The organism is Colwellia sp. MB02u-9 (assembly GCF_014077085.1).
In the GTDB taxonomy this organism is placed as follows: Bacteria; Pseudomonadota; Gammaproteobacteria; order Enterobacterales; family Alteromonadaceae; genus Cognaticolwellia.
In genome coordinates this window covers 179,216-205,598 of sequence record NZ_JACGVF010000097.1, presented here as the reverse complement: position 1 = coordinate 205,598, position 26,383 = coordinate 179,216, and the positions used below count along the sequence as shown (strand labels likewise).

Annotated in this window: 28 protein-coding genes; 12 read left to right on the top strand and 16 right to left on the bottom strand. The window is 39.0% G+C overall.

What is annotated here, in order from left to right:
* Window positions 1-48 precede the first annotated feature (48 nt).
* The 6 genes from H4J65_RS13970 to cutA all read right to left on the bottom strand — a co-directional run bounded on the left by H4J65_RS13970 (window position 49) and on the right by cutA (window position 5,311).
* Window positions 49-240 carry an oxidoreductase-like domain-containing protein gene (locus tag H4J65_RS13970; RefSeq protein WP_182191813.1) on the bottom strand — a complete coding sequence of 64 codons (192 nt, stop codon included), beginning with the start codon at window positions 238-240 and terminating at the stop codon, window positions 49-51.
* 123 nt (window positions 241-363) lie between these two features.
* Window positions 364-1,710, bottom strand: coding sequence for an acetyl-CoA carboxylase biotin carboxylase subunit (gene accC, locus H4J65_RS13965; RefSeq protein WP_182138145.1), 1,347 nt, complete (start codon window positions 1,708-1,710; stop codon window positions 364-366).
* A gap of 23 nt (window positions 1,711-1,733) precedes the next feature.
* Entirely contained in the window at window positions 1,734-2,186 is a 453-nt protein-coding gene (accB, locus tag H4J65_RS13960) for an acetyl-CoA carboxylase biotin carboxyl carrier protein (RefSeq protein ID WP_182138146.1), read from the bottom strand.
* Between the two features lie 85 nt (window positions 2,187-2,271).
* The gene (gene aroQ, locus H4J65_RS13955; protein WP_182138147.1) at window positions 2,272-2,727 is read right to left on the bottom strand and encodes a type II 3-dehydroquinate dehydratase; all 456 of its coding nucleotides are present in this window, start codon (window positions 2,725-2,727) and stop codon (window positions 2,272-2,274) included.
* A 596-nt stretch (window positions 2,728-3,323) separates the two neighbouring features.
* Window positions 3,324-5,213: a protein-disulfide reductase DsbD gene (locus H4J65_RS13950; protein WP_182198573.1), complete on the bottom strand. Its 1,890-nt coding sequence runs from the start codon at window positions 5,211-5,213 to the stop codon at window positions 3,324-3,326.
* On the bottom strand, window positions 5,210-5,311 hold the full coding sequence (gene cutA, locus H4J65_RS13945) for a divalent cation tolerance protein CutA (RefSeq protein ID WP_220465156.1): 102 nt from the start codon (window positions 5,309-5,311) through the stop codon (window positions 5,210-5,212). The genes H4J65_RS13950 and cutA overlap by 4 nt, the downstream gene beginning before the upstream one ends.
* A gap of 446 nt (window positions 5,312-5,757) precedes the next feature.
* Between cutA and H4J65_RS13940 the strand changes: the two genes are divergently transcribed.
* The 7 genes from H4J65_RS13940 (at window position 5,758) to H4J65_RS13910 (ending at window position 12,528) form a co-directional block, all read left to right on the top strand.
* Window positions 5,758-6,273, top strand: coding sequence for an FxsA family protein (locus H4J65_RS13940; RefSeq protein ID WP_182198572.1), 516 nt, complete (start codon window positions 5,758-5,760; stop codon window positions 6,271-6,273).
* 118 nt (window positions 6,274-6,391) lie between these two features.
* Entirely contained in the window at window positions 6,392-6,682 is a 291-nt protein-coding gene (locus H4J65_RS13935) for a co-chaperone GroES (protein WP_182138150.1), read from the top strand.
* Between the two features lie 71 nt (window positions 6,683-6,753).
* On the top strand, window positions 6,754-8,403 hold the full coding sequence (gene groL / locus H4J65_RS13930) for a chaperonin GroEL (RefSeq protein ID WP_182198571.1): 1,650 nt from the start codon (window positions 6,754-6,756) through the stop codon (window positions 8,401-8,403).
* Window positions 8,404-8,652: 249 nt separating this feature from the next.
* Window positions 8,653-8,928: a type II toxin-antitoxin system ParD family antitoxin gene (locus H4J65_RS13925; protein WP_182138152.1), complete on the top strand. Its 276-nt coding sequence runs from the start codon at window positions 8,653-8,655 to the stop codon at window positions 8,926-8,928.
* A complete protein-coding gene (locus H4J65_RS13920; RefSeq protein WP_182138153.1) occupies window positions 8,915-9,205 on the top strand; it encodes a type II toxin-antitoxin system RelE/ParE family toxin in 291 nt (96 codons plus the stop codon). Before H4J65_RS13925 ends, H4J65_RS13920 begins: the two co-directional genes overlap by 14 nt.
* Before the next feature lie 24 nt (window positions 9,206-9,229).
* Window positions 9,230-11,602, top strand: coding sequence for a TOTE conflict system archaeo-eukaryotic primase domain-containing protein (locus H4J65_RS13915; RefSeq protein WP_182198570.1), 2,373 nt, complete (start codon window positions 9,230-9,232; stop codon window positions 11,600-11,602).
* A 422-nt stretch (window positions 11,603-12,024) separates the two neighbouring features.
* Entirely contained in the window at window positions 12,025-12,528 is a 504-nt protein-coding gene (locus tag H4J65_RS13910) for a DUF3016 domain-containing protein (protein ID WP_259367621.1), read from the top strand.
* A gap of 194 nt (window positions 12,529-12,722) precedes the next feature.
* On the opposite strand, the gene H4J65_RS13905 is transcribed toward H4J65_RS13910, so the two are convergent.
* Together H4J65_RS13905 and epmB are read right to left on the bottom strand one after the other, a co-directional pair.
* Window positions 12,723-13,019 carry a hypothetical protein gene (locus H4J65_RS13905; protein WP_182184603.1) on the bottom strand — a complete coding sequence of 99 codons (297 nt, stop codon included), beginning with the start codon at window positions 13,017-13,019 and terminating at the stop codon, window positions 12,723-12,725.
* 318 nt (window positions 13,020-13,337) lie between these two features.
* Window positions 13,338-14,366 carry an EF-P beta-lysylation protein EpmB gene (gene epmB, locus H4J65_RS13900; protein WP_310649942.1) on the bottom strand — a complete coding sequence of 343 codons (1,029 nt, stop codon included), beginning with the start codon at window positions 14,364-14,366 and terminating at the stop codon, window positions 13,338-13,340.
* Window positions 14,367-14,412: 46 nt separating this feature from the next.
* Between epmB and efp the strand changes: the two genes are divergently transcribed.
* Window positions 14,413-14,985 carry an elongation factor P gene (gene efp, locus H4J65_RS13895; protein ID WP_182138155.1) on the top strand — a complete coding sequence of 191 codons (573 nt, stop codon included), beginning with the start codon at window positions 14,413-14,415 and terminating at the stop codon, window positions 14,983-14,985.
* A gap of 80 nt (window positions 14,986-15,065) precedes the next feature.
* On the opposite strand, the gene H4J65_RS13890 is transcribed toward efp, so the two are convergent.
* Window positions 15,066-15,224: a hypothetical protein gene (locus H4J65_RS13890; RefSeq protein WP_182198569.1), complete on the bottom strand. Its 159-nt coding sequence runs from the start codon at window positions 15,222-15,224 to the stop codon at window positions 15,066-15,068.
* 17 nt (window positions 15,225-15,241) lie between these two features.
* Here H4J65_RS13890 and H4J65_RS13885 point away from each other — a divergent pair, with 17 nt between their 5' ends.
* From H4J65_RS13885 to panP, 4 genes are all read left to right on the top strand, one after another.
* Complete coding sequence (locus tag H4J65_RS13885; RefSeq protein ID WP_182198568.1) at window positions 15,242-16,183, top strand: ABC transporter ATP-binding protein; 942 nt, start codon at window positions 15,242-15,244, stop codon at window positions 16,181-16,183.
* A gap of 5 nt (window positions 16,184-16,188) precedes the next feature.
* On the top strand, window positions 16,189-16,962 hold the full coding sequence (locus H4J65_RS13880; protein WP_182138157.1) for an ABC transporter permease: 774 nt from the start codon (window positions 16,189-16,191) through the stop codon (window positions 16,960-16,962).
* 44 nt (window positions 16,963-17,006) lie between these two features.
* Window positions 17,007-17,696 carry a tRNA (guanosine(46)-N(7))-methyltransferase TrmB gene (locus tag H4J65_RS13875; protein WP_182138158.1) on the top strand — a complete coding sequence of 230 codons (690 nt, stop codon included), beginning with the start codon at window positions 17,007-17,009 and terminating at the stop codon, window positions 17,694-17,696.
* 469 nt (window positions 17,697-18,165) lie between these two features.
* Window positions 18,166-19,794, top strand: coding sequence for a pyridoxal-dependent aspartate 1-decarboxylase PanP (panP, locus tag H4J65_RS13870; protein ID WP_182184601.1), 1,629 nt, complete (start codon window positions 18,166-18,168; stop codon window positions 19,792-19,794).
* Window positions 19,795-19,925: 131 nt separating this feature from the next.
* On the opposite strand, the gene panC is transcribed toward panP, so the two are convergent.
* The 7 genes from panC to sfsA all read right to left on the bottom strand — a co-directional run bounded on the left by panC (window position 19,926) and on the right by sfsA (window position 26,146).
* Complete coding sequence (gene panC / locus H4J65_RS13865) at window positions 19,926-20,774, bottom strand: pantoate--beta-alanine ligase (RefSeq protein WP_182184600.1); 849 nt, start codon at window positions 20,772-20,774, stop codon at window positions 19,926-19,928.
* Window positions 20,775-20,916: 142 nt separating this feature from the next.
* Window positions 20,917-21,711, bottom strand: a complete 795-nt coding sequence (panB, locus tag H4J65_RS13860) for a 3-methyl-2-oxobutanoate hydroxymethyltransferase (protein WP_182138161.1) — start codon at window positions 21,709-21,711, stop codon at window positions 20,917-20,919.
* 57 nt (window positions 21,712-21,768) lie between these two features.
* Window positions 21,769-22,260 (bottom strand): 2-amino-4-hydroxy-6-hydroxymethyldihydropteridine diphosphokinase, encoded by a 492-nt coding sequence (gene folK / locus H4J65_RS13855; RefSeq protein WP_182184599.1) that lies wholly within the window; start codon window positions 22,258-22,260, stop codon window positions 21,769-21,771.
* Window positions 22,260-23,669, bottom strand: coding sequence for a polynucleotide adenylyltransferase PcnB (pcnB, locus tag H4J65_RS13850; protein ID WP_220461212.1), 1,410 nt, complete (start codon window positions 23,667-23,669; stop codon window positions 22,260-22,262). Before pcnB ends, folK begins: the two co-directional genes overlap by 1 nt.
* A 120-nt stretch (window positions 23,670-23,789) precedes the next feature.
* Window positions 23,790-24,686, bottom strand: a complete 897-nt coding sequence (gluQRS, locus tag H4J65_RS13845) for a tRNA glutamyl-Q(34) synthetase GluQRS (RefSeq protein ID WP_310649943.1) — start codon at window positions 24,684-24,686, stop codon at window positions 23,790-23,792.
* A 21-nt stretch (window positions 24,687-24,707) separates the two neighbouring features.
* Window positions 24,708-25,148, bottom strand: coding sequence for an RNA polymerase-binding protein DksA (gene dksA, locus H4J65_RS13840; protein WP_182138163.1), 441 nt, complete (start codon window positions 25,146-25,148; stop codon window positions 24,708-24,710).
* A gap of 287 nt (window positions 25,149-25,435) precedes the next feature.
* A complete protein-coding gene (gene sfsA / locus H4J65_RS13835) occupies window positions 25,436-26,146 on the bottom strand; it encodes a DNA/RNA nuclease SfsA (protein WP_182198567.1) in 711 nt (236 codons plus the stop codon).
* Window positions 26,147-26,383 lie beyond the last annotated feature (237 nt).

Sequence of the window (26,383 nt, the reverse complement as noted above, 5' to 3'; positions counted from 1 at the left end):
GTATTTGCATTGAAAGCCTAAGCAGAATGAGGGTTTTATCTTTAGTGGCTAATCTTCATTTGATGGGATTTTATGCGCTTCAGCCGCTTTTAATGCGACTTGTTCTTTTAATACGACTTGTTGTAAACGCCATTTTTTTCGTTCAGCGTAGTAATAGTCCCATACACAAGGGTTACATGCACCACCGCCACAGCAGTCATCGTCAGCAGGGGGTAAAGGCTTTGCGAGTAATTCAGTCATAACGGTTACAGTTTTTTGCTATCAATAAAAAATCATTATAAATAAAAAAAGCTCTGCATGCAGAGCTTTTTTAGACCAGGCGATAAATGTAGCGCTAAGTATTATCCATTATGTCATTTGCTATTATTCTAATGCAGCCAGTTTCTTTTCAAGATAGTGAATATTAGCACCACCATCAATAAAACCTTGGTCACTTAGAATGTCTTGGTGCAAGGCAATATTGGTTTTAATGCCATCAATAATTAATTCACCTAATGCGTTACGCATACGCGCCATAGCAACCTCACGACTATCACCCCAAGTGATCAACTTACCGATCATTGAGTCATAGTTCGGAGGCACAGAGTAATCCGAATAAATATGAGAATCCCAACGTACACCTAAGCCACCTGGAGGATGAAAACGAGTGATTTTTCCTGGTGATGGCACGAAGGTACGTGGATCTTCCGCGTTAATTCGACATTCAATTGAATGGCCTGATATTTTAATATCGTCTTGCGTATAAGAGAGTGGTTGACCTGCAGCAACACGAAGCTGCTCTTTGATCAAATCAACACCCGTGACCATTTCAGTTACTGGATGCTCAACTTGAATACGGGTATTCATCTCAATGAAATAGAATTCGCCGTCCTCGTATAAGAATTCAAAGGTACCCGCACCACGATAGTTTATTTCGATACAGGCATTACAGCAGCGTTGGCCAATTTTTGCTCGCAGTTCAGCTGAAATACCTGGCGCAGGTGCCTCTTCAACCACTTTTTGATGACGACGTTGCATTGAACAGTCACGCTCACCTAAATGAATGGCAGCACCTTGGCCATCAGCCATGATTTGAATTTCAACATGACGTGGGTTTTCGAGGAATTTCTCCATGTAAACTACGTCATTATTGAAGGTCGCTCGTGCTTCTGATTTAGTCAGTTGAATAAACTCAATTAAATCTTCTTCACGGCGAACAACACGCATACCGCGACCACCACCACCACCAGAGGCTTTGATGATAACCGGATAGCCAATACGTCTACCGTGCGCTAAATTTGCTTCAACATCTGCAGTCAATGGACCATCAGAGCCAGGTACACAAGGTACACCAGCCGCTTTCATGGCTTTAATGGCTGAAACTTTATCGCCCATTAAACGGATACTTTCCGCCTTAGGTCCAATAAAGGCAAAACCTGATTTTTCTACTTGTTCAGCAAAATCAGCATTTTCAGCAAGGAAACCATAGCCAGGGTGAATCGCTACAGCGTCAGTAACCTCTGCAGCCGTAATAATGGCTGGAATATTTAAATAACTATCCATTGCCGCCGGTTTGCCAATACAAATGGTTTCGTCGGCTAACAATACGTGTTTAAGACTTTTATCGGCCGTTGAGTGCACAGCAACCGTTTTAATACCCAGCTCTTTACAAGCGCGTAATATTCTTAAGGCAATTTCGCCGCGATTGGCGATAACAACTTTATCTAACATGAAAATCCCCTTAAAGGTTGGGCTTATTCAATGATGAATAGCGGTTGATCAAATTCAATAGCGTCTTCGTTTACCGCTAAAATTTGTTTGATGACACCTGATTTATCAGCTTCAATTTGGTTCATCATTTTCATCGCTTCAAGGATACATAGTGTATCGCCAGAATTAACATGCTGGCCAACAACAGCAAATGCAGGTGCATCAGGCGAACCTGCTGAATAGAAAGTACCGACCATTGGAGAGCGCACAATATGTCCGGTTATTACTGGAGCCGCCGCTTCCGCTGCAACAGCCGGAGCAGGAGCAGGTGCTGCAAGTGGTGCTTGAGCTGGCGCTGCATGCATCATAGGAGCTGCTTGCATAATGGTGGCACCACGGCTAATGCGCACTGATTCTTCGCCTTCAGAAATTTCTAATTCGTTGATACCTGACTCTTCAACCAATTCAATTAATTTTTTAATTTTACGAATATCCATTTGAATACCTTTTTATATCATTTTTAAATTTATGTGTGTAAAACTTAAATGAATATCATCATTTAAGTGCTTATTTATTAAGTGCTTATTTTTTGTTTTTTTCTAACCAATCTGTTGCCGCAGCCAAAGCATATTCATAGCCATTAGCGCCTAAACCGCTAATAACGCCGATAGCAATATCTGATAAATAGGAATGTTGTCTGAACGGCTCACGCGCATGTACGTTTGATAAATGGACTTCAATAAAGGGTATACTAACCGATAATAAGGCATCTCTAAGTGCAACGCTGGTATGCGTAAAGGCCGCTGGATTTATAATAATAAAGTCTATTTTTTCGAAACTGGCATGAATTTCGTCAAGCAAAATATGTTCAGCATTTGACTGTTTATGACTTAGCTGCACATTAGCCTTAATGGCGATGTCAGCTAAATTGGCCATAATATCAGTTAACGATAACGAACCATAAATAGTAGGCTCACGTTTGCCCAACATATTTAAGTTAGGACCATTTAGGACTAAAATGTTAAACTTTGTAGTCATCTTCGGTAAAAACACCCTGATTATTAAGTAATAGTAACATCATGTCATATTTAACTATGTGATTAAATTAAATTTGGCTTAAATGGCAAATTAATCTCATTAGCCGATTATTATAGTGTTTTCGCAGAATATAGCAGCAAAATACTGGTCTTATCACTTGGGGTGGCTATTAAATGATTGATTTTAGGTCAGTTATCATAAAACCAGCACACTAAATAGGGTGCTGGTTTTAATTAATCTATTGATTTATTGGGTTTTTTTTAAAACTAATCCAGCAGTTAGCTGTTATTTTGTGCTCTGTTGTTCAATACCCGGATGAAATTATTAACGTCTTATTTTTTAAAATGGCTGCCGTAATTTTGTTTTTTAGTTCATAAGCAGCAGCCATTAATATGATTTTAAATATAACGGCAGATACAAGGTCGTTATTTGTTAACCCGCTGCGGGCTATTCTCCTACGTGGCAGGTTTATGGGCAAAATGGTATGGCTAGAGTGACTTACGTTTAGGTGAGCAGAAATTCGTATTACGACAATAAAAAATATTACGACAATAAAAAAGCGCCTTAGAGCGCTTTTTTATTGTCATGTTGACCCGTTAAGGGGTGAATGTTTTATCGACATGTGCTGAAAATTCATCAGCTTCCATAAAGCCGGTAACTCTGCGTTGTGATAATTCATTACCGGTTAAATCAAAGAATAAAATTGACGGCAAACCAAAAATTTCAAACTTAGACATTAACTCAACACTGTCTTTGGAACCTGTGTCGGTCAAATCTATTTGTAGTAATACCGTGTCTGCAAGCGCTTTTTGCACCTTGGCTTCAAAGAAAGTGTACTCTTCAAATTCTTTACATGCGACACACCAGTCAGCATAAAGATCCACCATTACGGTTTTTCCTTGTGCATTAGCGGTTTTAATCGCTTGATTCATTTCTGTTAAATTCTTTACATGCTCAAAACCACGGAGTTCGGTTTGTGTTGAGACCAAAACATTGTTGGTGACGGGATAAACCAGTTGGTAGGCTTTATTGGCGCCGATAAAGAAAACTAAAAAGATTAAGATACTACGTAAACCAAAACCAAAGGTTTTAGCCGAGGCTTGATTGACAGTATAAAAGTAACCAGCAGTGGCTAAAATAAGCAGCACCCAAAGTATATCTATCACTATCAGTGGTAAGAAGCGCTCAAGCAAAAATATTGGCACGGCTAGCAGCAATAAGCCAAAAATATTCTTAATTACGTTCATCCAGTTGCCCGCTTTAGGTAGTAACTTACCACCCGAGCTGCCCAATACTAGTAAGGGCAAACCCATACCTAAACTGAGCGCATAAAGTGCTGACGCGCCGAGTAATATGTCACCTGATTGGGAGATATATAACAGTGCACCAGTTAAGGGGGCCGTAGTGCAAGGAGAGGCAACTAAACCGGAAATGGCGCCCATTACTAGCACACCAAAATAAGAGCCGCCTTTTTGATTACTACTTAGCTGATTTAGCTTGTTTTGCCAACTACTAGGTAGGGCTAAATTAAAGGTACCAAACATAGAAAGTGCTAAGAAAATAAATAATAAACTTAAGGCAATAAGTACGACAGGGTGTTGAAACATGGCTTGAAATTGTGCACCGGCAATCGCTACCACAATCCCGAGTAAAGTATAAGTAACCGCCATCCCTTGTACATAAGCAAAAGATAAGGCAAAGGCTCTTTTAGTGGATAATTTCTCACCTTGACCGACAATAATACCCGTTAAAATTGGGTACATAGGGAAAACACAAGGTGTAAAAGACAAGAGCAAGCCACCAACAAAAAATGCCGCTAGTGTTAACCACACACTGTCACTTTTTAGCATGTCAGCTAATTGATGCTGCTCGCTGCTATTGGCATTATTACGTTGAATTTGATTACTTTGACTATTGGTATTGCTTGTAGAGCTAGCTGATTGGGTATTAATTTCATCTTCGCTATTAGACCCCAGTGCAGACAAAATGTTTTTAGCGTTGTTGGCAGGCGCGGCTATTTGTTTAACCTCATTTACCTCAACCGTTTGCTTGGTTGGGGGATAACATAAGCCTTTTTTGGCGCAGCCTTGATAGCGAATAGTGACATTGGCATTACTTTGGGCTTGTGTAATGTCGATGGTAAAAGCGAGTTGGCCAGTAAAAATTTGTTGAACACCAAAAAACTCATCTTCATAGCGCTCACCTTGAGGTAAGTTGACGGGCACAATAGTGGCGTTTTCACTGGTAAATTTAAACTGGTGACGATACAAATAATAACCATCAGCAATATTAAAACTGACTTTTAATTGGTTTTTTTGTTGGTGGAAGTCAAAAATGAAAGCGTCATCAACTTTTAAAAACTCATTGTCATTACTAAAGAGTGATGCAGGCGTGTTAAAAATTGACTCTTGGGCATTTGCTAAGGGTGTTGTAGCAAAACATAAGCTGGTAAGTATTAACCAAAAAACAGTAACAATTTTTTTCATAACCGATATTTTAAAAACTCGTTGATCCAGTTTAAATATTGATGATCACCTTGCTGGATGTTCAAGGCGATAACTTCAGGAGTATCGTATGGGTGCAATGGCTTGATTATCTCATTAAATCAATCAAAACCTGCTCACTTATTTTGGTAAATAGTGCCACCTCTGCTTTACTATGTACACTTTATTGCCGGCGAAAAAACGATATAACATTCGGTAAACACTTGGCCAATTGGCGAGATTTTTACCTATCAAGTGCTCAGTAATGCCTTACGCTATAGCCATGCATTAACATTATGGTATTTGTTATATTGAAGCTAAAAGTAAAGCTAAATTATTTGAAATAAAGCTGAAAGAAAGCTCATGTTTGTTAAATTAGTGAATAACAACCGTAGGGGCAGTTTACGCTAATCTTTTTCAATCAGTAAGTATCAAGCCTAGGTTTGTATCAGACTTAATGATATTGGGCATAGCTAAAAAGATAGCTCGCTTGAAAAAGACCTGTTAACCCCCATATTAGTTTCATTAAAGATTATTAGGCACTGCTATGTTTCGGCTTTTATTTGTACTTTTTATTATTATTCCGATTATTGAAATTTTTGTTTTGATTCAGGTTGGCGCTGTTTTAGGCGTTTGGCCAACCATTGGTATGGTAATATTCACCGCGTGGTTGGGGGCAAAATATGTCCGACAACAAGGGATTTCAACCTTAAATTCGGTACAAACAAAAATGGCTCAAGGGCAAATGCCGTCAGATGAAATTGTTACGGCTTTAATGCTATTAGTAGCGGGCGTATTGTTGGTAACCCCCGGGTTTGTGACTGATTTTCTGGGCTTGAGTTTATTGATCCCTGCGGTTCGTCATACCATTGCCGGTAGCGTTATGTCACATATCTCCAGTAATAACGCAAACCAGCAAGGTTTTCAGTTTCACAGTCACAGCCATGGCCAGAGCCAAAATCAAGATGATTTTTCCAAACAACCCGAAAGCCCGTTTCAAGAAAACCTTCAGCCACCACATGAAGGTCAAACTTTGGATGGTGAATTTGAGCGCAAAGATTAAAAAAAGATCAAGAGGGACTTGTGAAGTTTTATTTTATCCCCATCTTACTTCTACAAGCAAATAGCACCAAAATTTTAGTCCATTATTTTTATAAAATAAAACTTTTCTGGAGAACAAAATGAGTATTCGTCCATTACACGATCGTGTGATTATCAAACGTAAAGAAGTAGAATCAAAGTCTGCTGGCGGTATTGTATTAACGGGTAGTGCTGCTGAAAAGTCAACACGTGGTGAAGTCATTGCGGTAGGCAAAGGCAGAATGCTAGAAAATGGTGACGTGCGTGCCTTAGATGTAAAAATTGGCGACCAAGTTATCTTCAGTGAAGGCTACGGTACAAAAACTGAAAAAATTGATGGTGAAGAAGTGCTTATATTGTCAGAGACTGACATTTTAGCCATCGTCGAATAATTATTAATTTTTACCTATTATATTGTACTGATTAAGTTTGGTACAAATACAGTTTACAAGGAATCATGAAAATGGCAGCAAAAGACATATTATTTGGTAACGACGCACGCGCAAAAATGCTTAAAGGCGTTAACGTACTTGCAGATGCAGTAAAAGTTACTTTAGGCCCTAAAGGTCGTAACGTAGTTTTAGACAAATCATTTGGCGGCCCAACGATCACTAAAGATGGTGTATCGGTAGCGAAAGAAATCGAATTAGAAGATAAATTCGAAAACATGGGCGCACAAATGGTCAAAGAAGTTGCTTCTAAAGCCAATGACGAAGCAGGTGACGGTACAACTACAGCTACTGTTTTAGCACAAGCGATTGTAAACGAAGGTTTAAAATCAATTGCAGCGGGCATGAACCCAATGGATCTTAAACGTGGTATCGACAAAGCAGTTATTGCTGCAGTTGAAGCATTGAAAGGTTTATCGCAAGAATGTAGCGACAACAAAGCGATTGAGCAAGTAGGTACTATTTCTGCTAACTCTGACGAAACTGTTGGTAAAATCATTGCAACAGCAATGGACAAAGTTGGTACTGAAGGTGTTATTACCGTTGAAGAAGGTCAGGCATTAACTGACGAACTAGACGTTGTTGAAGGTATGCAGTTTGACCGTGGTTACCTTTCTCCTTACTTTATCAATAACCAAGAAAGTGGCAGTGTTGAATTAGAAAACCCTTTCATTTTATTAGTTGATAAAAAAATATCTAATATCCGTGAATTATTAGGCACACTTGAAGGTGTTGCTAAATCGGGTAAGCCATTACTTATTATTGCTGAAGATGTTGAAGGCGAAGCACTGGCTACATTAGTGGTTAACAACATGCGTGGTATCGTAAAAGTGGCTGCTGTTAAAGCACCAGGTTTTGGCGACCGTCGCAAAGCTATGTTACAAGACATCGCGACATTAACGAAAGCTACAGTGATTTCTGAAGAAATCGGCATGGAGCTTGAAAAAGCAACATTAGAAGATTTAGGTCAAGCTAAACGTGTGGTTATCTCTAAAGACAATACGACTATTATTGATGGTATTGGCGAAGATGCTGAAATTAAAGCACGTGTAGCACAAATTCGCGGTCAAATTGAAGATTCTTCTTCTGACTACGATAAAGAAAAATTACAAGAACGTTTAGCTAAACTAGCTGGCGGTGTTGCGGTTATCAAAATTGGTGCAGCAACAGAAATGGAAATGAAAGAGAAAAAAGCCCGTGTTGAAGATGCATTACATGCAACACGTGCCGCGGTAGAAGAAGGCGTAGTTGCTGGTGGTGGTGTTGCCTTAGTTCGTGCAGCCGATGCTATTAAAGACTTAGAAGGTAGCAATGAAGACCAAACTCACGGTATCAACGTTGCTATCCGTGCAATGTCAGCTCCTTTACGTCAAATCGCCACTAACTCAGGTGACGAAGCCTCAGTAGTATTAAACCAAGTACGTACTGGCGGCACAGGTAACTACGGTTACAATGCGAGCAATAGTACTTACGGCGATATGTTAGAAATGGGTATTCTTGACCCAACTAAAGTAACGCGCAGTGCTTTACAGTTTGCAGCCTCAGTTGCTGGCTTAATGCTAACAACAGAAGCGATGATCACCGACGCACCTACTAAAGATGCTGGCGCCCCTGATATGGGCGGCATGGGCGGTGGTATGGGTGGAATGGGCGGCATGATGTAATTATGCTTGTCTAAACTGTTAACTTCTTCGTTGCGTTATCGCTCGTTTAAGAAACACTAAACGTCACAATAAAGCGCCTTGAATTAAACAGTTTATCCTGCGCATAGATAGTCAAAATTATTTATAGCTCAAAATTGAAAAGCCCGAATAGAAATATTCGGGCTTTTTTTATTAACTTTGTTTCATCAAACTTGAACTATGCTCATATCATACACATAATGTGAAAAGGCAATAGTTGGAGTGTTAATTATGAATATTACTTTAGGTAAAGAGTTCGAACGAAGAATTAATGAAAAAGTGTCTGATGGTTTATATACCTCAGCAAGTGAAGTGATCCGTGATGGATTAAGGATGTTATTTGAGAAAGACGTTGCTAAAAACAAGCAACTTGAGATCTTACGAGAAGAAGTAGCAAAAGGTTTTGAACAGCTAGCTGCAGGTGAATCGTCAAATCACAATGTCATGGATATATTTGAACAAGCCTCCCTTGCAGTAGATAGTAAGTCTACCAATGTCGAACTATAGGTTATCTCCTTTAGCTGAAGAAGATTTATTTAAAATAATTTCTACGACAATTGAGTCATGGGGTAATGAGCAAGCAAAAGTATATGCTCAGACCATAGATGCTGCATTATTAAAGCTTGCTCAATATCCTGATTTTGGTAGAGAAAGAAATGAAATTTATAATGGTGCTAGAAGCTTTCCTGTAGAAAAACATATTGTATTTTATCAAGTCAGTTATATCGGTATTGATGTTGCTCGTATTCTTCATCAACGTATGGATCTCTCAAAACATTTCTAACCGTATTTTGGTAACATTATAATCATGCCAAAAAGCCATATTAATAAACTTGCCAAAATAGATGCTCGTCTTCAATTATTAAATGAAGAGCGGCTTGCTTTGCTTAATGATCGCCAAGCGTTAATAACGCAACATGAAGCTGAATTAGCCCAAAATTTTAATCTACACGCCTCTCCTGAATCTAAAGTTAACCTTTTTCTTTCATATTTTAAAGGCCGTAACGATGTTTACCCATTTAGATGGGAATCAAAAAATGGTAGAAGTGGCTATTCACCTGCTTGTTGGAATGAATGGAAGCCAAAGATTTGCAACAAACCAAAAATTAGTTGTACTGAATGTAAAAGTCAGCACTTTAAAGTACCTGACCACCAAGCCGTTTATCAACATTTGAAAGGGTTTAAAACCATCGGCATCTATCCTCTATTAAGTGATAATTCAACATATTTACTTGCAGCTGATTTTGATAAAGAGGACTGGTTTGATGCTACATCTGCATTTGCAACGACTTGCGAATCATTAAATATTCCCTACCTATTAGAACGTTCAAGAAGTGGGAATGGTGGTCATATATGGATCTTCTTCTCGGAAGCTGTAGCTGCGAGTGATGCTCGGCGATTAGGCAATGGTTTACTTCGTAAAACAATGGAACTCTATCCGTTACTATCATTTGATTGCTTCGATAGGTTATTTCCCAATCAAGATATTATGCCAGAGGGTGGTTTTGGTAATCTCATTGCATTACCACTTCAGCTAGAGCCAAGAAAAAATAACAATAGTGTTTTCATTAACAAAGAAGGAATTCCTTATAATGATCAGTGGTCAATATTGGCAGCTACTCGAAAGCTAACTAAATCTCAGCTTCAATCAACGTTGAATCAGTTAAACTCTTATATTGAAAGAGTGCTAGATGACATCGCAAAGAATGAACCATGGAATAAACTTAACGATGATGACAGCATTAAGATCAATGATTGTCCTTCGATGGTCACATTAACGCTAGCTGATCAATTATATGTTCCAATCGCTAATTTACCCGGAAAACTGACCTCTAAACTAAAGCATTGTGCAGTATTTTCTAATCCAGAGTTCTACAAACGACAAGCCTTACGCTTATCAACGATTGGTACAAGTCGATATATTTGTTCCGCACATATAGAAAATGGTTATTTAATCTTACCTAGAGGTTGTTTAGCCGAAGTTACTCGCACCATATCAGGCCAAAAAATAGAGATTGAATATATTGATAAACGATTTGAAGGTAGCCAACTAGAAAAAATAAAGTTCACGGGAAAACTTAAAAGCCAGCAGAAAAAATCTGTTGATGCTTTATTTGCACAAACAAATGGTGTTTTTGTTGCATCGACGGGTTTTGGTAAAACCGTTACAGGATTAGCTCTTATCGCAAAAAGGAAGGTGAATACCTTGATTTTGGTCCATAACCGCCAATTAGCGGAACAATGGCTTGAACGGATAAAAGTATTCCTAGCGAACGTGGAAGTAGGTTCATTATTAGGTGGTAAAGATAAGCTGACCTATGAAGTTGATGTAGCTACTTATCAAAGCCTAGTTAGCCGTACTGGAATAGACATTAAACCTTCAATTGAAAAATATGGGCAAATATTAATAGATGAATGCCACCACTTGCCTGCATCAAACTATGAGTGTTTGATAAAGTCAGTGCATGCTAAATATATTCACGGGTTTACCGCAACACCTAAACGCCAAGATGGTTTAGAAAAATTAATGCACTTTCAAATCGGCTCTGTGCTTTATAAGGCCGCAACAACTACCAGTAGCTTTGAACAATATGTAAAGGTAGTTAAAACTAATACTTGTTTCCCTCCAGAATGGTTAATTCTTGAAACTAAACCACATATATCTCAAGTTTATAAACACTTAGTTTGTGACCAAGCTAGAAATGAAATGATTGTTAACAACATCAAGCAGTCCGTGAATAATGACAGATCAGTCATGGTGCTTACCGAAAGAAAAGAGCATATTGAATTACTTGCTAAAATGATGACTGATAAGGGTATAAAGGTTGTTGAACTGCATGGCGGTATTTCAACAAAGCAAAGGCAGGAACGAATAGCTTTATTATCTAACAAGGCAGAGGGAGATGAAGCTTTAGTCATATTGGCTACAGGAAAATATGTTGGTGAAGGTTTTGATCTACCGTATTTAGATACTTTATTCATAACATTACCGATCGCTTGGGAGGGGATCTTGGCGCAGTATGCGGGACGAATTCAGCGAGAATGGAGTAATAAAACTGTTATTCAAGTTTACGATTTTATTGATGATTTCCCTACATTACAGCGGATGTGGAAGAAACGAGAAAAAGGTTATAAAGCGCTAGGATATCAATTCGATGAACAAAAAAACTTATTGATTTAGAGGGGAAAAGGATAAAAGGTGAGGGTAGGGATATAATCAGAGGTATTTAGTTTGCTGTATTTTTTGAGTCCTTATCTGTGTGGTCCTAGCTCGTATGGGTGTCATGATGTAAGTTTTGCACCTTTTGTAAGCTCGTTATAAACGTGTTAATAAATAGGCTTGAATTAAGCACTCAAGTCAGTTGTTTTATAAGAAAAAACTGACTGATAAAAATAAATAGATTGCTCCTTCAATAGGGGGGGGCTGACTAAAAATTATTTATACTGTAGATAATATTAGCTACGTGCCTATGATATTAATGGGGTGTGATACAGGGTTATAAATCCGCTTAAAATGGTATAACACAATAATTAGCAATTAGATCGATACTTTTCTTAGCTTCTACGGTCTACTATTATACTGAAAACAATAAAGAGGATGAAATGATGAATAAATTTATTACAGGTTTATTAAGCCTTGTTGTCGTTTTAATATCAGCGGCAACAGCACAAGCGGCGCAAGTTGAAGTTAAGTGGACAAATCCTGATAAGTATTCTGATATTGATGCGGGCCAAGAACATCGTCAACATTTTAAAGACAGAACCTTTAAAGCCTTTGAAGAGCATTTTGCTAAAATGGCTGAAGCGCTACCAGAACAACAAAAATTAGTTTTTGATATAACGAACCTAGATTTAGCCGGCGATGTTAATTTTGGTGGTACGAAACGTATTCGCATTATAAAAGATATCTTTTTTCCACGTATAGAGTTCAGTTACCAGTTATTGAATGCCGATAATACTGTTGTTAAAAGCGCAGAGGTTTCATTAAAAGATATGGGGTTTTTAATGCATAGCAGTTTTAGATATCGTAATGAATCGTTAAGTTATGAAAAAGATATGCTTGATGATTGGTTTAGAAAGACCTTTGAAAATGACATGATTAAATAGCCTGATTTTTCTAATCAGAGCAGTGTAATCAGAGCAGTCTGATCAGAGTTTTTCATTAGCATTTTCAGTAATGATTGTGCCAGCTAAAATCTATTAGTTGTCAGCTTTAAGTGAAAAATCATCAGTAAAATATAAAATTTAAGGCATAAAAAAACGCAGTTAAGCTGCGTTTTTTGGTTTTAACTTTTGGCTATTTAGCTTTGTTCAAGCTTAGCTAGTACCATAAATAACTGCTCTATTTTTTTTACAATATCGATCAGTGCTTGCTGATCTGAGGTTTTTTGCCAATAAACCAAATCATTGGCTACTTCTTCAACATATGGCTGAAAAGTATTGGCTGAACATTTAAAGCCAGCGTCTGGGGTAAATATTGCCGCAAAGCCTGCTTGTTTGGCTTCACGTAATGTAGTTAATGTGGCGTCTGCCGCCAGTGACTTCTTTAAAATGATCGAAATATTATCGATTAATTGTTTGTGTACCGCTTCGCTCATAATAACTCATCTTCGTTTCTTGTCTTCAATGGCGCTATTATGCCTAATTGATTGGCATTTTGTTAGCTTCTAAGATAATTTCTCTAACAAGTTTTGGCATTAAATTAAAGTGAATATTTACATGACCAATGCTAGGTCAAATTGTTCTTAGGTTTTGTTCGCTGCTCCCGCAATTTCTCTAACCAGTTTTGGTATTAAATTATGGTGATATTTATATCACCAAGGTTAGGTTAAATTGTTTTAGGTTTTGTTCGCTGCTCCCGCAATTTCTCTATCCAATTTTGGCATTAAATTATGGTGATATTTATATCATCAAGGTTAGGTTAAATTGATGGGTGTTTTGTTCGCTTCTCCCGCAATTTCTCTGACAAGTTTTGGCATTAAATAGCCAGGTAAAATCGCCAATAGCTGCAAAGTGATTTTTTTTGCTTCTGCTTCTGTGACATCAAAATGAGCGACGCCTTGCACTTTATCAAATAAATGTAAGTAGTAAGGCTGAATACCAACATCAAATAAGCCTTCACTTAGTGCTGCTAGCGTGTTGGCGTTGTCATTAATGCCTTTTAACAATACGCTTTGATTAAATAGTGGAATTCTGGCCGCAAGCAAAGGTTCAATAGCCTGTGAAACGTTAGCGTCGATTTCGTTGGCATGATTGACGTGAAAAACAATCACGGGTTTAAGTCTTGTTAAGCTTAAGGTTTTAACCAAAGCAGGCGTTATACGCTGTGGAATAACGATGGGTAAACGGGTGTGAATACGTAACCGTGTCACGTGGGGGATTTTTTCAATTTCGGTAATTAACCATTGCAAGTGATCGTCACTGGCCATTAATGGATCGCCACCGCTAAAAATCACTTCGTTGATTTCTAAATGCTGTTCAATATAGCTAAGGGCTTGTTGCCATCTTGCTTTATTTGGGCTGTTATCGGCATAAGGAAAGTGGCGGCGAAAACAGTAGCGACAGTTAATTGCACAGCCTGTTTTTACCATCATTAATACCCGATGTTTATATTTATGCAGCAATCCGGGGGCAACGGTGTCATGTTCTTCTAGTGGATCTTCGCTATAACCGTCAGTTATTGAGAACTCTAAATCTAATGGCATAACTTGTTTTAGAATAGGGTCGTTGATATCGCCTTTTTTAATGCGAGATAATAAGGGGCGCGGCACACGCACCGGAAATAGTTTACGTGCAGCAAAGTGCTGTTGATAGCTTTCTGGTGAAATTTCGACCAACTCTAACAAGGTTTTTGGGTCGGTAATAACATTTGCCAATTCTTTTTGCCAAGAAGTGTGCAATTTATCGCTGATTTGGGTTATTATTTGCGGCATTTCTATATTCAATTTTTAACCTTTGCGTGTACTGCGTGAACGAACGAGCATAATAATTATGGCTAATTTTAGCACTAACCAGTTCAAAGCTGGACTTAAATTAATGATTGATGGTGAACCTTGTAACATTATCGATAATGAAATTGTAAAGCCAGGTAAAGGGCAAGCATTCAACCGTATTAAAATTCGTAAGCTAATATCTGGCAAAATATTAGAAAAAACTTATAAATCAGGTGAAAGTGTTGAAGGCGCCGATGTGATGGATTCAGAGTTAGGTTATTTATATGCTGATGGTGAGTTTTGGCATTTTATGGATAATGTAACCTTTGAACAAGTGGCGGCCGATGAGAAAGCCGTGGGCGATGTCGCTAAGTGGTTAGCAGAAGGTGATATTTGTACCATTACATTTTGGAATGGTAACCCTATTTCAGTCGAGCCACCGAACTTCGTTGAATTACAAATTACTGAAACTGACCCTGGCCTAAAAGGTGACACCGCAGGCACTGGCGGTAAACCGGCAACACTGGCAACTGGCGCCGTGGTACGTGTACCATTATTTGTTCAAATAGGTGATGTGGTAAAAGTTGATACGCGCAATGGTGACTATGTGTCACGTGCGGGTAAATCTTAAGTTTTAGCTACTATGCCGAATGACAAAAGCCTGCATTTTGCGGGCTTTTTTGTTGCCGAGCAATGATACCCTTGATTAAATTAATGCCATTTTTCTACCGTGGCAAGACAAACGCCTTGACCACAACTTTTTACTCGTTCGCCATTATTACTTGGTAACTTACTCAGTGCGTTTTGGCGAAAGAACCATGCATTATAAGTTGAAAATGACCAATTTGCCCCCACGTTAAAGGCACGCAATTTTTTTAAGGTTCGCTATGCAATCAGCATTAAAAATATCAGGATTAAAGAAAACCTATAAAGGTGGTTTTCAAGCACTTAAAGGTATTGACCTGACGGTTAAACAAGGCGATTTTTTTGCTTTGCTTGGCCCCAATGGCGCCGGTAAATCGACCACTATCGGCATTATTATGTCATTAGTGAATAAAACGGCAGGTAAAGTTGTTGTTTTTGGGCATGATATTGATCAAGAACTTGAAACAGCGAAAAGCTTTATTGGTGTAGTACCGCAAGAGTTTAACTTCAATCAATTTGAGTCGTTAATGAAAATCTTGGTTAACCAAGCAGGTTACTACGGTGTAGAGCGTAAATTAGCGGTTCAGCGAGCTGAGAAATATTTAAAAAAATTAGACTTATGGGATAAACGTAATGACTCGGCCCGTATGCTTTCAGGTGGCATGAAGCGTCGGTTAATGATTGCTCGAGCATTAATGCATGAACCACAAATGCTGATACTTGACGAACCTACTGCCGGTGTAGATATTGAACTACGCCGCTCAATGTGGGAGTTTTTACGTGAGCTTAATCAGCAAGGCATTACCATTATTTTAACCACACATTATTTGGAAGAAGCTGAGATGCTTTGCCGAAATATTGCCATTATCGACTCAGGTATTATCGTTGAAAATACCGATATGAAATCTTTATTAGCTAAATTAGATGTAGAAACCTTTGTTTTTGATTTAAAGCCAAATAGTGTGCCAACAGGCTTGGCGGATTTTAGCTCTAGAGTGATTGATGATCACACCTTAGAAGTGGACGTTAAAAAAAGTCAAACCATTAATGCTGTGTTTATTGATCTCAATAAACAAGGTATTGAAGTATTAAGTATGCGAAATAAAAGTAATCGCCTAGAAGAGTTATTTGTTGGTCTAGTCGGTAGCGGTCAAGCAGCGAGCAAAAGCGCGGTTAAGGAATAAGTATTATGGCATCATCTAGAAATATCATTGCGCTTAAGAGTATTCTGCACAAAGAAATACACCGCTTTATGCGTATTTGGGTGCAAACCTTGGTTCCACCAGCGATTACCATTAGTTTATATTTTGTTATCTTTGGCTCGTTAATTGGCTCGCGCATTGGTGAAATGGGTGGCTTTGATTATATGTCATTTATTGTGCCCGGTTTGATTATGATGAGTGTTATTACCAACTCATATTCTAATGTCGCCTCGTCATTTTTCAGTGCCAAGTGGCAACGAAATGTCGAAGAAATGCTGGTGGCACCTGTACCTAATTGGGTGATTGTGGCTGGCTATGTGGGCGGCGGAATGGCACGAGGCATGTTAGTAGGCAGTATAGTGACGCTAGTATCTATGTTTTTTGTTGATATACAAATACATAACATTTGGGTGATTATTACCACAGTGGCACTTACCTCAGCTACCTTTGCTTTAGGGGGCTTAATTAACGCCATTTTTGCTGGTAGTTTTGACGATATATCTATTATCCCGACTTTTATATTAACGCCACTGACCTATTTGGGCGGGGTGTTTTATTCGATCAGTTTGTTACCTGATTTTTGGCAAGGTGTATCGCAAATCAATCCGATTGTGTATATGGTCAGTGCTTTTAGATATGGTTTTTTAGGTATTTCTGATGTGAGTTTGACCTTGTCATTTTCGGTATTAGGCGTGCTTATTGTGAGTTTGTACACTATTGCTATGGTGTTAATTACTAAAGGTATTGGTTTAAGAAGTTAAGCTTAACCACTAGCTAATAAATTGAAATTTATAGGTAAAAATTAATGAGCAATACAGAAATAACCGGTGACTCAAGAATGATTGAAACTAACCAACCCGACATACATGAAAAGTTGGTTGATATCATTCATAAGCATATTGAGCATCCATCACGAAAGCCAATACAGGCACACACTCAGCAAGCATTTGATGAAATTAACGCTATTGTGCTCGCATTTTCGGGCGAAGTTATTCTGGATTCTTGTTGTGGTGTTGGCCAAAGTACGCGCTTATTAGCCAAGCAAAATCCAGATGCCTTAGTCATAGGGGTAGATAAATCTGCCCATAGAATTAACCGTAATGTTGATGAAGTTCAGCATGATGACGGTCAAGGCAGAGTAGAGAATTATCATTTGATCCGCGCTGATTTAAATGACTTTTATCGCCTTGTTGTGACGGCCAACTGGCAAATAAGTCAGCATTATATTTTATATCCAAACCCTTGGCCAAAAGCTAAGCACGTGCAGAGACGCTGGCACGGTAGTGCTGTTTTTCCACAAATTATTGCTGTTGGGGAAGAAATTATTTTACGCAGTAACTGGCGACTTTATTTAGAAGAGTTTCAACTGGCCGCGAGTATATTTTCTTTGCAAGGCGATATATCAGCGATTAATGATGCTGAGCCGTTAACGCCATTTGAGGCCAAGTATCAAGCGAGTGGACAGCAATGCTGGCAATTGCGTATTTTTAAGTAACGACAGCGCTAAACTAAAAACAAAAAATTGGTTAAATTAACAAATATTTAGCCAATTTATAGCGTTTGAATATTCAGTGTTAAGCTGCTTTTTATTGTTTTTATTATATATTTCATTTAGTTATGTTTTTGGCCTGAATGTTGATATTACTTTAGTATATCAACTGGTAATTTAGGATGAATAACATGACAAACAATATTAAAAAAACCGTTTTTATGCTGGCATTAAGCAGCTTGGCAATTGTTGAACTGGCTTTGGTTTATATAGCAACTTTAGTGGGTTAAGTACTATTTTAGCTAAGTATTACCGCTAAAATCAGGCGAGTTAAATTGAGCTTTATTTGGTTTGATCTTAGGTTTAAAACTCAATTTTGATTGAAAAAACGAGACTTTTGCTTGATTTTTTATTACAGTGCCGCTCATATATAAATATCAACTTACTCAAGGTAAGTCGTTAATAGTGAATAAATATGACGGTGAATAAACGCGCGGCAAAAGCGTCTGAAGAGTCTTTACTGCGCATCTTTACCATTCCTGTCGCACCTGATTCTACATTAGGTCGAATAGAGAATGAGATGTCGCAAAACTTGGCAGGCTTTCTTGGCGCACATATAGCGGCAACAGAGCAAGCGTTGAGCGAAATTGAAAAAGATTTTGCTGATTCGCAGATCCCTGAAGAGCCGGCTTTTGTTTCTGATCACATGCAGCACTTGCTTGACAAGTTGGTGTCTCAGTCTGTGCATACCTCAAGTCCAAGTTTTATTGGCCATATGACCTCAGCACTGCCTTACTTTATTTTGCCGTTGTCAAAGTTGATGGTGGGCTTAAATCAAAACTTAGTCAAAATTGAGACCTCTAAAGCCTTTACCCCGATGGAACGGCAAGTTCTGGGTATGATGCATCGTTTAGTTTATCAAGATGAAGCACCATTTTATCAACAGTGGATGCACAGCGCTAATCACTCCTTAGGCGCATTTTGCTCAGGTGGCACTGTCGCTAATTTAACGGCACTTTGGGTTGCGCGTAACAACTTACTAAAACCTGACGGCGACTTCAAAGGAGTAGCACGTGAGGGCTTATTTAAGGCGCTTAAACACTATCAGTATGATGGCTTAGCTATTTTAGTCTCGGCTCGTGGTCATTACTCACTGAAAAAATCAGCCGATGTACTTGGCATAGGTCAAGACAGCGTTATTGCTATTCCAACCGATGAAAATAATAAAATTGACTGCCAATTACTAGCGGCTAAATGTCAGCAATTAGCCAGTGAAAATATTCATGTACTCAGTATTGTTGGTGTCGCAGGGACAACGGAAACTGGTAATGTCGACCCGCTTGATAAAATGGCCGCTATTGCCCAACGTTATGGCGCACATTTTCATGTTGACGCCGCCTGGGGTGGAGCCACTTTATTATCGAATAAGTATCGCCCCTTATTAAAAGGCATTGAGTTAGCTGACTCGGTGACTATCGACGCACACAAGCAAATGTATGTGCCGATGGGCGCTGGGCTAGTGGTGTTTAAAAACCCAGCCTCAGTGGCCGCTATTGAACATCATGCGGAGTACATTTTACGTAAAGGTTCGAAAGATTTAGGTAGTCATACTTTGGAAGGCTCACGCCCAGGTATGGCAATGCTGGTATATTCTGCCCTGCACGTGATCAGTCGCCCTGGCTATGAAATGCTGATTAATCACAGTATTGAAAAAGCACATCATTTTGCTGAGCTAATAGCGCAGCACCCTGATTTTGAACTGATCACTAAACCTGAGTTATGCTTATTAACTTATCGCTATAATCCTGCCATTGTACAAAAATTGTTGGCGCATGCTGATGATGTTGAGCAGGAAAATATCAATGAATTACTCGATAAACTGACCAAGTTTATTCAAAAACGCCAACGTGAAAATGGTAAATCTTTTGTTTCTCGTACCCGTATTGAAGTGAAGAAATATCAAGGGCGTAAAACCTTAGTTTTTCGTGTTGTATTAGCCAATCCATTGACCTCAAAAGCTATTCTTCAAGATGTTTTAGCCGAGCAAACAACCTTGGCACAAGAAAGTGAAAGCTTTTTGCCTTTGTTACTGGCGATGACCTAAACATTTTTATCGGCAAATAAAAAAGCGACTACCCTAAGTAGTCGCTTTAATGTTTACTGCGTTATAAAGCTATACAAAGTTATACATTCATAAAGCTATACATTCATATAGCTATCCAGTCATAAAATAACTTAAGCTAAGGTTACTCGTAGGTTATCGATTAACCGTGCTTTACCACAATGCGCGGCCGCGAGAATCACCAGTTCTTTATCGTCTTTGCTTGCGGGTTGTAAAGTGCGCGCGTGACAAATATGAATATAATCAGTTTTCATGCCAGCCATATTAATATTACTGGCCGCTTTTTGCGCTAAGCCAACAAAGTCATCGTTGCTTCGTATTGCTTGAGCAAGCCACTTAAGGTTTTGACTTAAAGCGGGCGCTATGTTTTTTTCTGCTTCGTTGAGATAATTATTACGTGAGCTTAACGCTAAGCCTGAGGCTTCTCGCACGGTTTCAACGGCTATTATCTCAATCGGCATAGATAAGTCTTCCACCATGGTTTGAATAACTTGCACTTGTTGATAGTCTTTTAAGCCAAAGCAGGCAATATCGGGTTGCACTAAATTAAACAACTTACAGACAACTGTTGTTACACCACGAAAATGTCCAGGGCGACTTTCACCACAATAGTGTTGAGAAACATTCGGTACTTCAACGTAACTTTGTTGGTCTAATCCCTTGGGGTAAATAATCGCAGGCGTTGGCGTAAATAATAAGTCGCAACCCGCGGTAAGTAATTTCTCTTGATCCGCCGCCATAGTGCGCGGGTAATTACCGATATCTTCAGTAGCGCCAAATTGCATTGGGTTAACAAAAATGCTGGCAACTACTTTATCGGCAACCAATTTCGCTTTTTCTACTAAGGCAATATGCCCTTGATGTAAGTTGCCCATAGTGGGAACAAAAGCAATTTTAAGTCCTTGTTGGCGCCAAAGATTAATTTCGCCACGTAAATTCGAAATTTGTTCAATTGTTTGCATGGTTATTCTACTTTCTACTCGGTGTGAATGTTGAAGGCTTAAGCTCTAATGACGATGGCTTTTATAGCCAACAGATTCATTAATTGCTCAGCTTCTAATGGTCGACATAATATACTGCGTATTTGTGTAACAGATATGTTGGCTAGGTGAATATGTGCTCAGGGCCTGGAAAGTTGCCTTTACTGACTTCATCAATATACAGCTCTACTGCCTTTTTTATATCGCCAGTATCGATTAAAAAGTTACGTGAAAACTTAGGCATATAACTACATGAGATGCCTAAGGCGTCATGCATCACTAAAATTTGTCCATCGGTATCTTTACCTGCCCCTATACCTATGGTTGGTATAGATACGGCTTGGGTAATGGCTTTACCTAGGCTACTTGGAATGCACTCTAGCACTAATAATTGTGCACCGGCAGCCTCTAATGCTTTGGCGTTTTCAATCATCTCTAGGGCTTTGTCGCTTTCTCTACCTTGTACTTTAAAGCCACCAAAGACGTTAACCGACTGTGGTGTTAAGCCTAAATGGGCACAAACGGGGATACCGCGCTCAACTAAGCCTTTAATGCTGGCTTCTAACCACTGGCCACCTTCTATTTTTACCATGCTGGCACCGGCTTGCATTAGCTTAGCGGCGTTTATATAGGCTTGTTCGGTAGTTGCGTAACTCATAAAAGGCATGTCAGCGATAATAAGGCTGTTTTCCACACCACGTTTTACACAAAGTGTATGATAAGCCATATGGTCGATATCAACGGGTAGGGTATCGTCATGGCCTTGTAAAACCATGCCTAGTGAGTCACCGATCAATATTGCGTGAATACCTGCTTGATCGAATATTTTCGCGAAACTGGCATCATAGGCGGTAATAGTGGTAATTTTTTCACCTTGTTGTTTCATTTTCTGCAAGGTGGCGGTGGTTATTCTGGCCATAGTATTTCCGTTGGTTATGATGCAGCATTAATTTTTGCTACTTTTAGAGCTGTTATTCTAACTTAACTTACTGTGAATTTTTAGTCCATTTATATTAATCTGGTCAGCCAGTTCTTGAATATTATCACCATCAGGTAACATTAAGTTAGGCGCTATTTCTGCCAGCGGTAGTAGCACAAATTCTCGTTGTTTTAAGCCATAGTGCGGAATGGTTAAGCGTTCAGTACTGATAACTTGCTGGGCAAATAACAGTATGTCTAAATCCAGTACCCTAGCGCCCCAACGATTATCTTTGCGAACACGACCGGCAGTTTGCTCAATATGTTGTAGTTGATCAAGTAAGGCAATGGCACTTAGGCTGGTTTCAATGGCGACCACAGCATTCATGTAATCAGGTTGATCTTGTGGTCCCATTGGGCGACTAAAATATAATGAAGACACTTGGCTAACCTGACAGTTTTCTAACTGCGTTAGTTTATCTAACGCAGAAGATATTTGAGCTTGCGGATCAGCTAAATTACTGCCTAAACCAATATAGGCTAAAGTCATTAGGTTTCGCTACTAGCGCTTTCTACCCGAGGTTTTTTGCGCTTACGCGTGGTGCGTCGAGGGCCATTCTTACTAGGTACAATGCTTTTTATCATCACTTGTTGTGTGTCGGTATTAGCTTCTTGAAAGTCTCCCCACCACTTAGCTAGTTCTTGCAGAGAGCCTGGCTCGCTTTGACTAATGTTTGGCTGTTCAATTTCAGCGCGCAGTAATAAAAAGTCATAACCGGCTCTAAACTTAGGGTGTTCAAGTGCTTTAAATGCGCGTTTACCATCTCGGCGAACTAACTTCTCTTGTAAAATCCAAATGTCTTTCATTACAGCTTGAAAACGTTTGGGTATAGCAATACTGCGCTGTTGCTCTGACATTACTTCACTTAATGCGCCAAAAAATGCATCTTGTGGTGTTAGTTTGGCTTCACGATTTAATCTTTGTATCTGCTCTTGCATCGGATACCAAAGCATAGCCGCAAATAAAAATGCTGGGGTAACACGCTGGTCATTATTAACTCTATGATCCGTGTTTTTCATCGCCAAACTGATAAAATCAGCTAAATAAACTTGAGATTTTTGATTCAGTTGTTGATCAACGGCAGGGAAGAAGTATTGAAATAAACTGTAATCACGCAGCAGTTCAAAGTTTGCTAACGCTTTGCCAGACATAAACAGCTTTAAAAACTCTTCAAACAAACGCGCAGGCGGAATATTAGCCATCAGTGGCGCAAGCGTTTTTATCGGCGCTTCGGTGTCAGAATGAATTTCCATATCTAATTTTGTCGCAAAACGAATAGCGCGTAACATTCTAACGGGGTCTTCACGATAGCGTGTTTCAGGGTCACCAATTAAGCGAATTTGTTTGGCGTAAACATCAGCGACACCATTGGCAAAGTCATAAACCTTAAAGTCTTTGGCTGAGTAATAAAGTGCATTAATGGTAAAGTCACGACGTTCGGCGTCTTCTTCAATACTGCCATAAATATTGTCACGCAATAACATGCCGTCTTCACTTTGCTTTGAGGTTTTTTGGCAATTTTTTTCTTCATCGCTATCGTGATGGCCCCTAAAGGTGGCCACTTCAATAATTTCACGACCAAATACAATATGGGCAAGACGAAAGCGACGACCAATAAGTCGACAATTACGAAATAATTCTTTAATTTGCTCAGGGGTTGCGTTGGTGGCAATATCAAAATCTTTAGGTTCAAAACCTAAGATAATATCGCGAACACCACCGCCCACTAAGTAAGCGTCATAGCCGCCTTTATTTAAGCGATATAATACCTTTAAGGCATTATGACTAATGTGTTTTCTAGATACAGGGTGCTGATCACGTGAAAGTATAATAGGCTGTTCAAATGATGGCTGCTTAGAATTTTTTTTTCGTGCTTTTCCGAGTACTTTTTTACACAAATTGATCACGCTTTTGATAATGGTGGACCCCAGTTTTATCGATAAATTTCCCGCGCAATGATATAACAGTGTAAACGAAAAGAGAATGGAAACAGTGTGAAAAGTCGACGTTAATTGTACTTATAAAACTATTTCTTGTGATTTTGGTACTTGAGTGATCGACCAGTGGGCGATTGCCCAAGTTAAAAGCTCAGTCACATTGGCTTGTTGTAATTGTTCAGGCGGCTGTTGACCCAAAAATTTTAAGGCGGCAAATAGTGAAGGTACTGGATTTTTTTGATCAATTTCAGGGGCGTTATTTTGCTTACTGAGTTTAAAGCCTTGCGGAGTTACTGCCAGTGGAAAGTGACCAAACTTAGGGGCATTATGCTGTAAAATTTGATAAAAACTTAATTGCCTTGCTGTGGGTTCAAGTAAATCACAACCACGGATAACATGGGTAATACCTTGATAGATATCGTCAACAACAACCGCTAATTGATAGGCAAATAGGCCATCTTTTCTTAAGACAATAAAGTCTTCTTGAGCGAGTTTAGCATTGCAGGTTACTGAGTGTTGAATAAGGTCGTGATAGTGTGAGATACCTATAGTGTTAATCACACGAATAGCACTAGCATTTTCTGGCTGTGATAAGTGTCGACAATGGCCTTGGTAGATGCCACCTGTGGCTTTAATTTGGGCTCGCGTACAGCGGCAATAATAACTGAGTTTTTCTTGGGCTAATGCGGATAATACTTCACGATAAACTTCACTTTGTTGGCTTTGGTAAAGTACGTCTTCATCCCAGTGTAAACCATAGTTTTCCAGTGTGGTTAATATTTCAGCACTGGCGCCGGCCTTTTCCCTAGGTGGATCAATATCTTCAATTCTTACTAGCCATTGGCCGTGATTATGCTTGGCATCTAGATAACTTGCTAGCGCAGCAATTAATGAACCGAAATGTAATAAGCCGGAAGGCGAAGGGGCAAAGCGGCCCCGATAGTGACTGGCAGTATCGGGTCGCAAAGACTGGCTGATATCAAACAAGGTTGAGGGCTTTTAACCCGCGAGTTGACGTTCTTTGATTTCTTGTAATGTTTTACATTCAATGCAAAGATCAGCGGTTGGGCGGGCTTCTAAACGGCGAATGCCAATTTCAATGCCACAAGAGTCACAAAAACCAAAATCATCATCTTCAATAAGTTGTAAGGTTTTCTCAATTTTCTTGATTAGTTTACGTTCACGGTCGCGTGTACGTAATTCAAGACTGAACTCTTCTTCTTGAGCCGCACGGTCAACAGGATCAGGGAAATTTGCTGCTTCATCCTGCATATGCGATACGGTACGATCAACTTCTTGGCGAAGTTGTACACGCCACGCATCTAGAATTTTTTTGAAATGTTCTAGTTGCGCGGCATTCATGTATTCTTCTTTAGGCTTTTCAACGTAAGGGTTGACACCTGCTAATGCTAAAATACCTAATGTTTTCTGTGCTGGCATGCTAATTCTCCTAGCCCTAAATCGATGAATACTGGTTACGTCATGTAACTTCATCGCTTGGTTGCAACGGCCAATTCATACAGGCCCAAAATATCCCACATATATTGTGCTAACTTATATAAAATTCAAGGCTTAATTGATAAATAATTAGGATAAAATATAAAGTTTTTTTTAAATATTACGGCTGTTTAAATTTTAACCAAGATGACAATAAAATTTGAGCAAGCTCTTTTAGCAAGTTTTTAACCCTCTCGTCAATCATTATTCTTGCTATTTTTTTGTTATCACTAAAATGTGACCGGTACTTTGTTCGCTAACGTAATAGTAAAATTATGTTTTTCTTTTTGAAAAGTCGCTTTGTAAGCTATGATTTCAACGCCTCGTTGGCTTGCTTCACGCAGCAGCTCTGCGTATTTAGCATCAATATGTGCTGCAGGCTTAACATCTTTTATGCCTGAATGTAGTACCGCAAATAAAAGAACGGCTCTGTGGCCGTTTTCTGCCATGACCATTAACTCGCGTAAATGTTTTTGCCCTCGCAAAGTCACCGCATCTGGAAAATAGCCCTGATCTTCTGCTAATAAAGTCACGCTTTTGACTTCGATGAAAGTCTCTTGGCCACTTTTATCGGTCAGGTGAAAATCAATCTTACTATTTTCGTCGCCATATTTAACTTCGCGCTTTAATGTTTTAAAACCCTGTAGTTCAGAAATGGTGCCATTTAAAATGGCTTGTTCTGCCAATTGATTCGCCCGCAATGTATTAACACAAATAAAATGTTCTTCTTGGGTCTGTGTTAACTCCCAACTAAAGGGGTATTTGCGTTTGGCGTTGTCTGAGGTGCTAAACCAAACAGTATCATTAGGCACCGCACAGCCACTCATCGCACCGGTATTGGCAACATGAATGGTGCAATCGCTACCATCTGCTAAGGTGATATCTGCCAAGAAACGTTTGTAGCGCTTAATTATAGTCGCTTTTGTTAAATTAATTTTCATTACATATTTTCATTAGATATTATAAGTCATCAGGCTTATTACATGTTACGTGATGAGCTGTTGAACTGCTAATTTCTCTCAACAGGCTTTACTGTCTTTATAACTTAGTCATAAAAAATGACTTAGGGATAAAACACAGTTTAAGACCATAAAATTGTTTCCCGTACTTAATTTTCAGTAAGCAATTCAGTAAGCCATAGAATAGAAAATCTGTATTGGTCTTTAGCGAATCAGCTG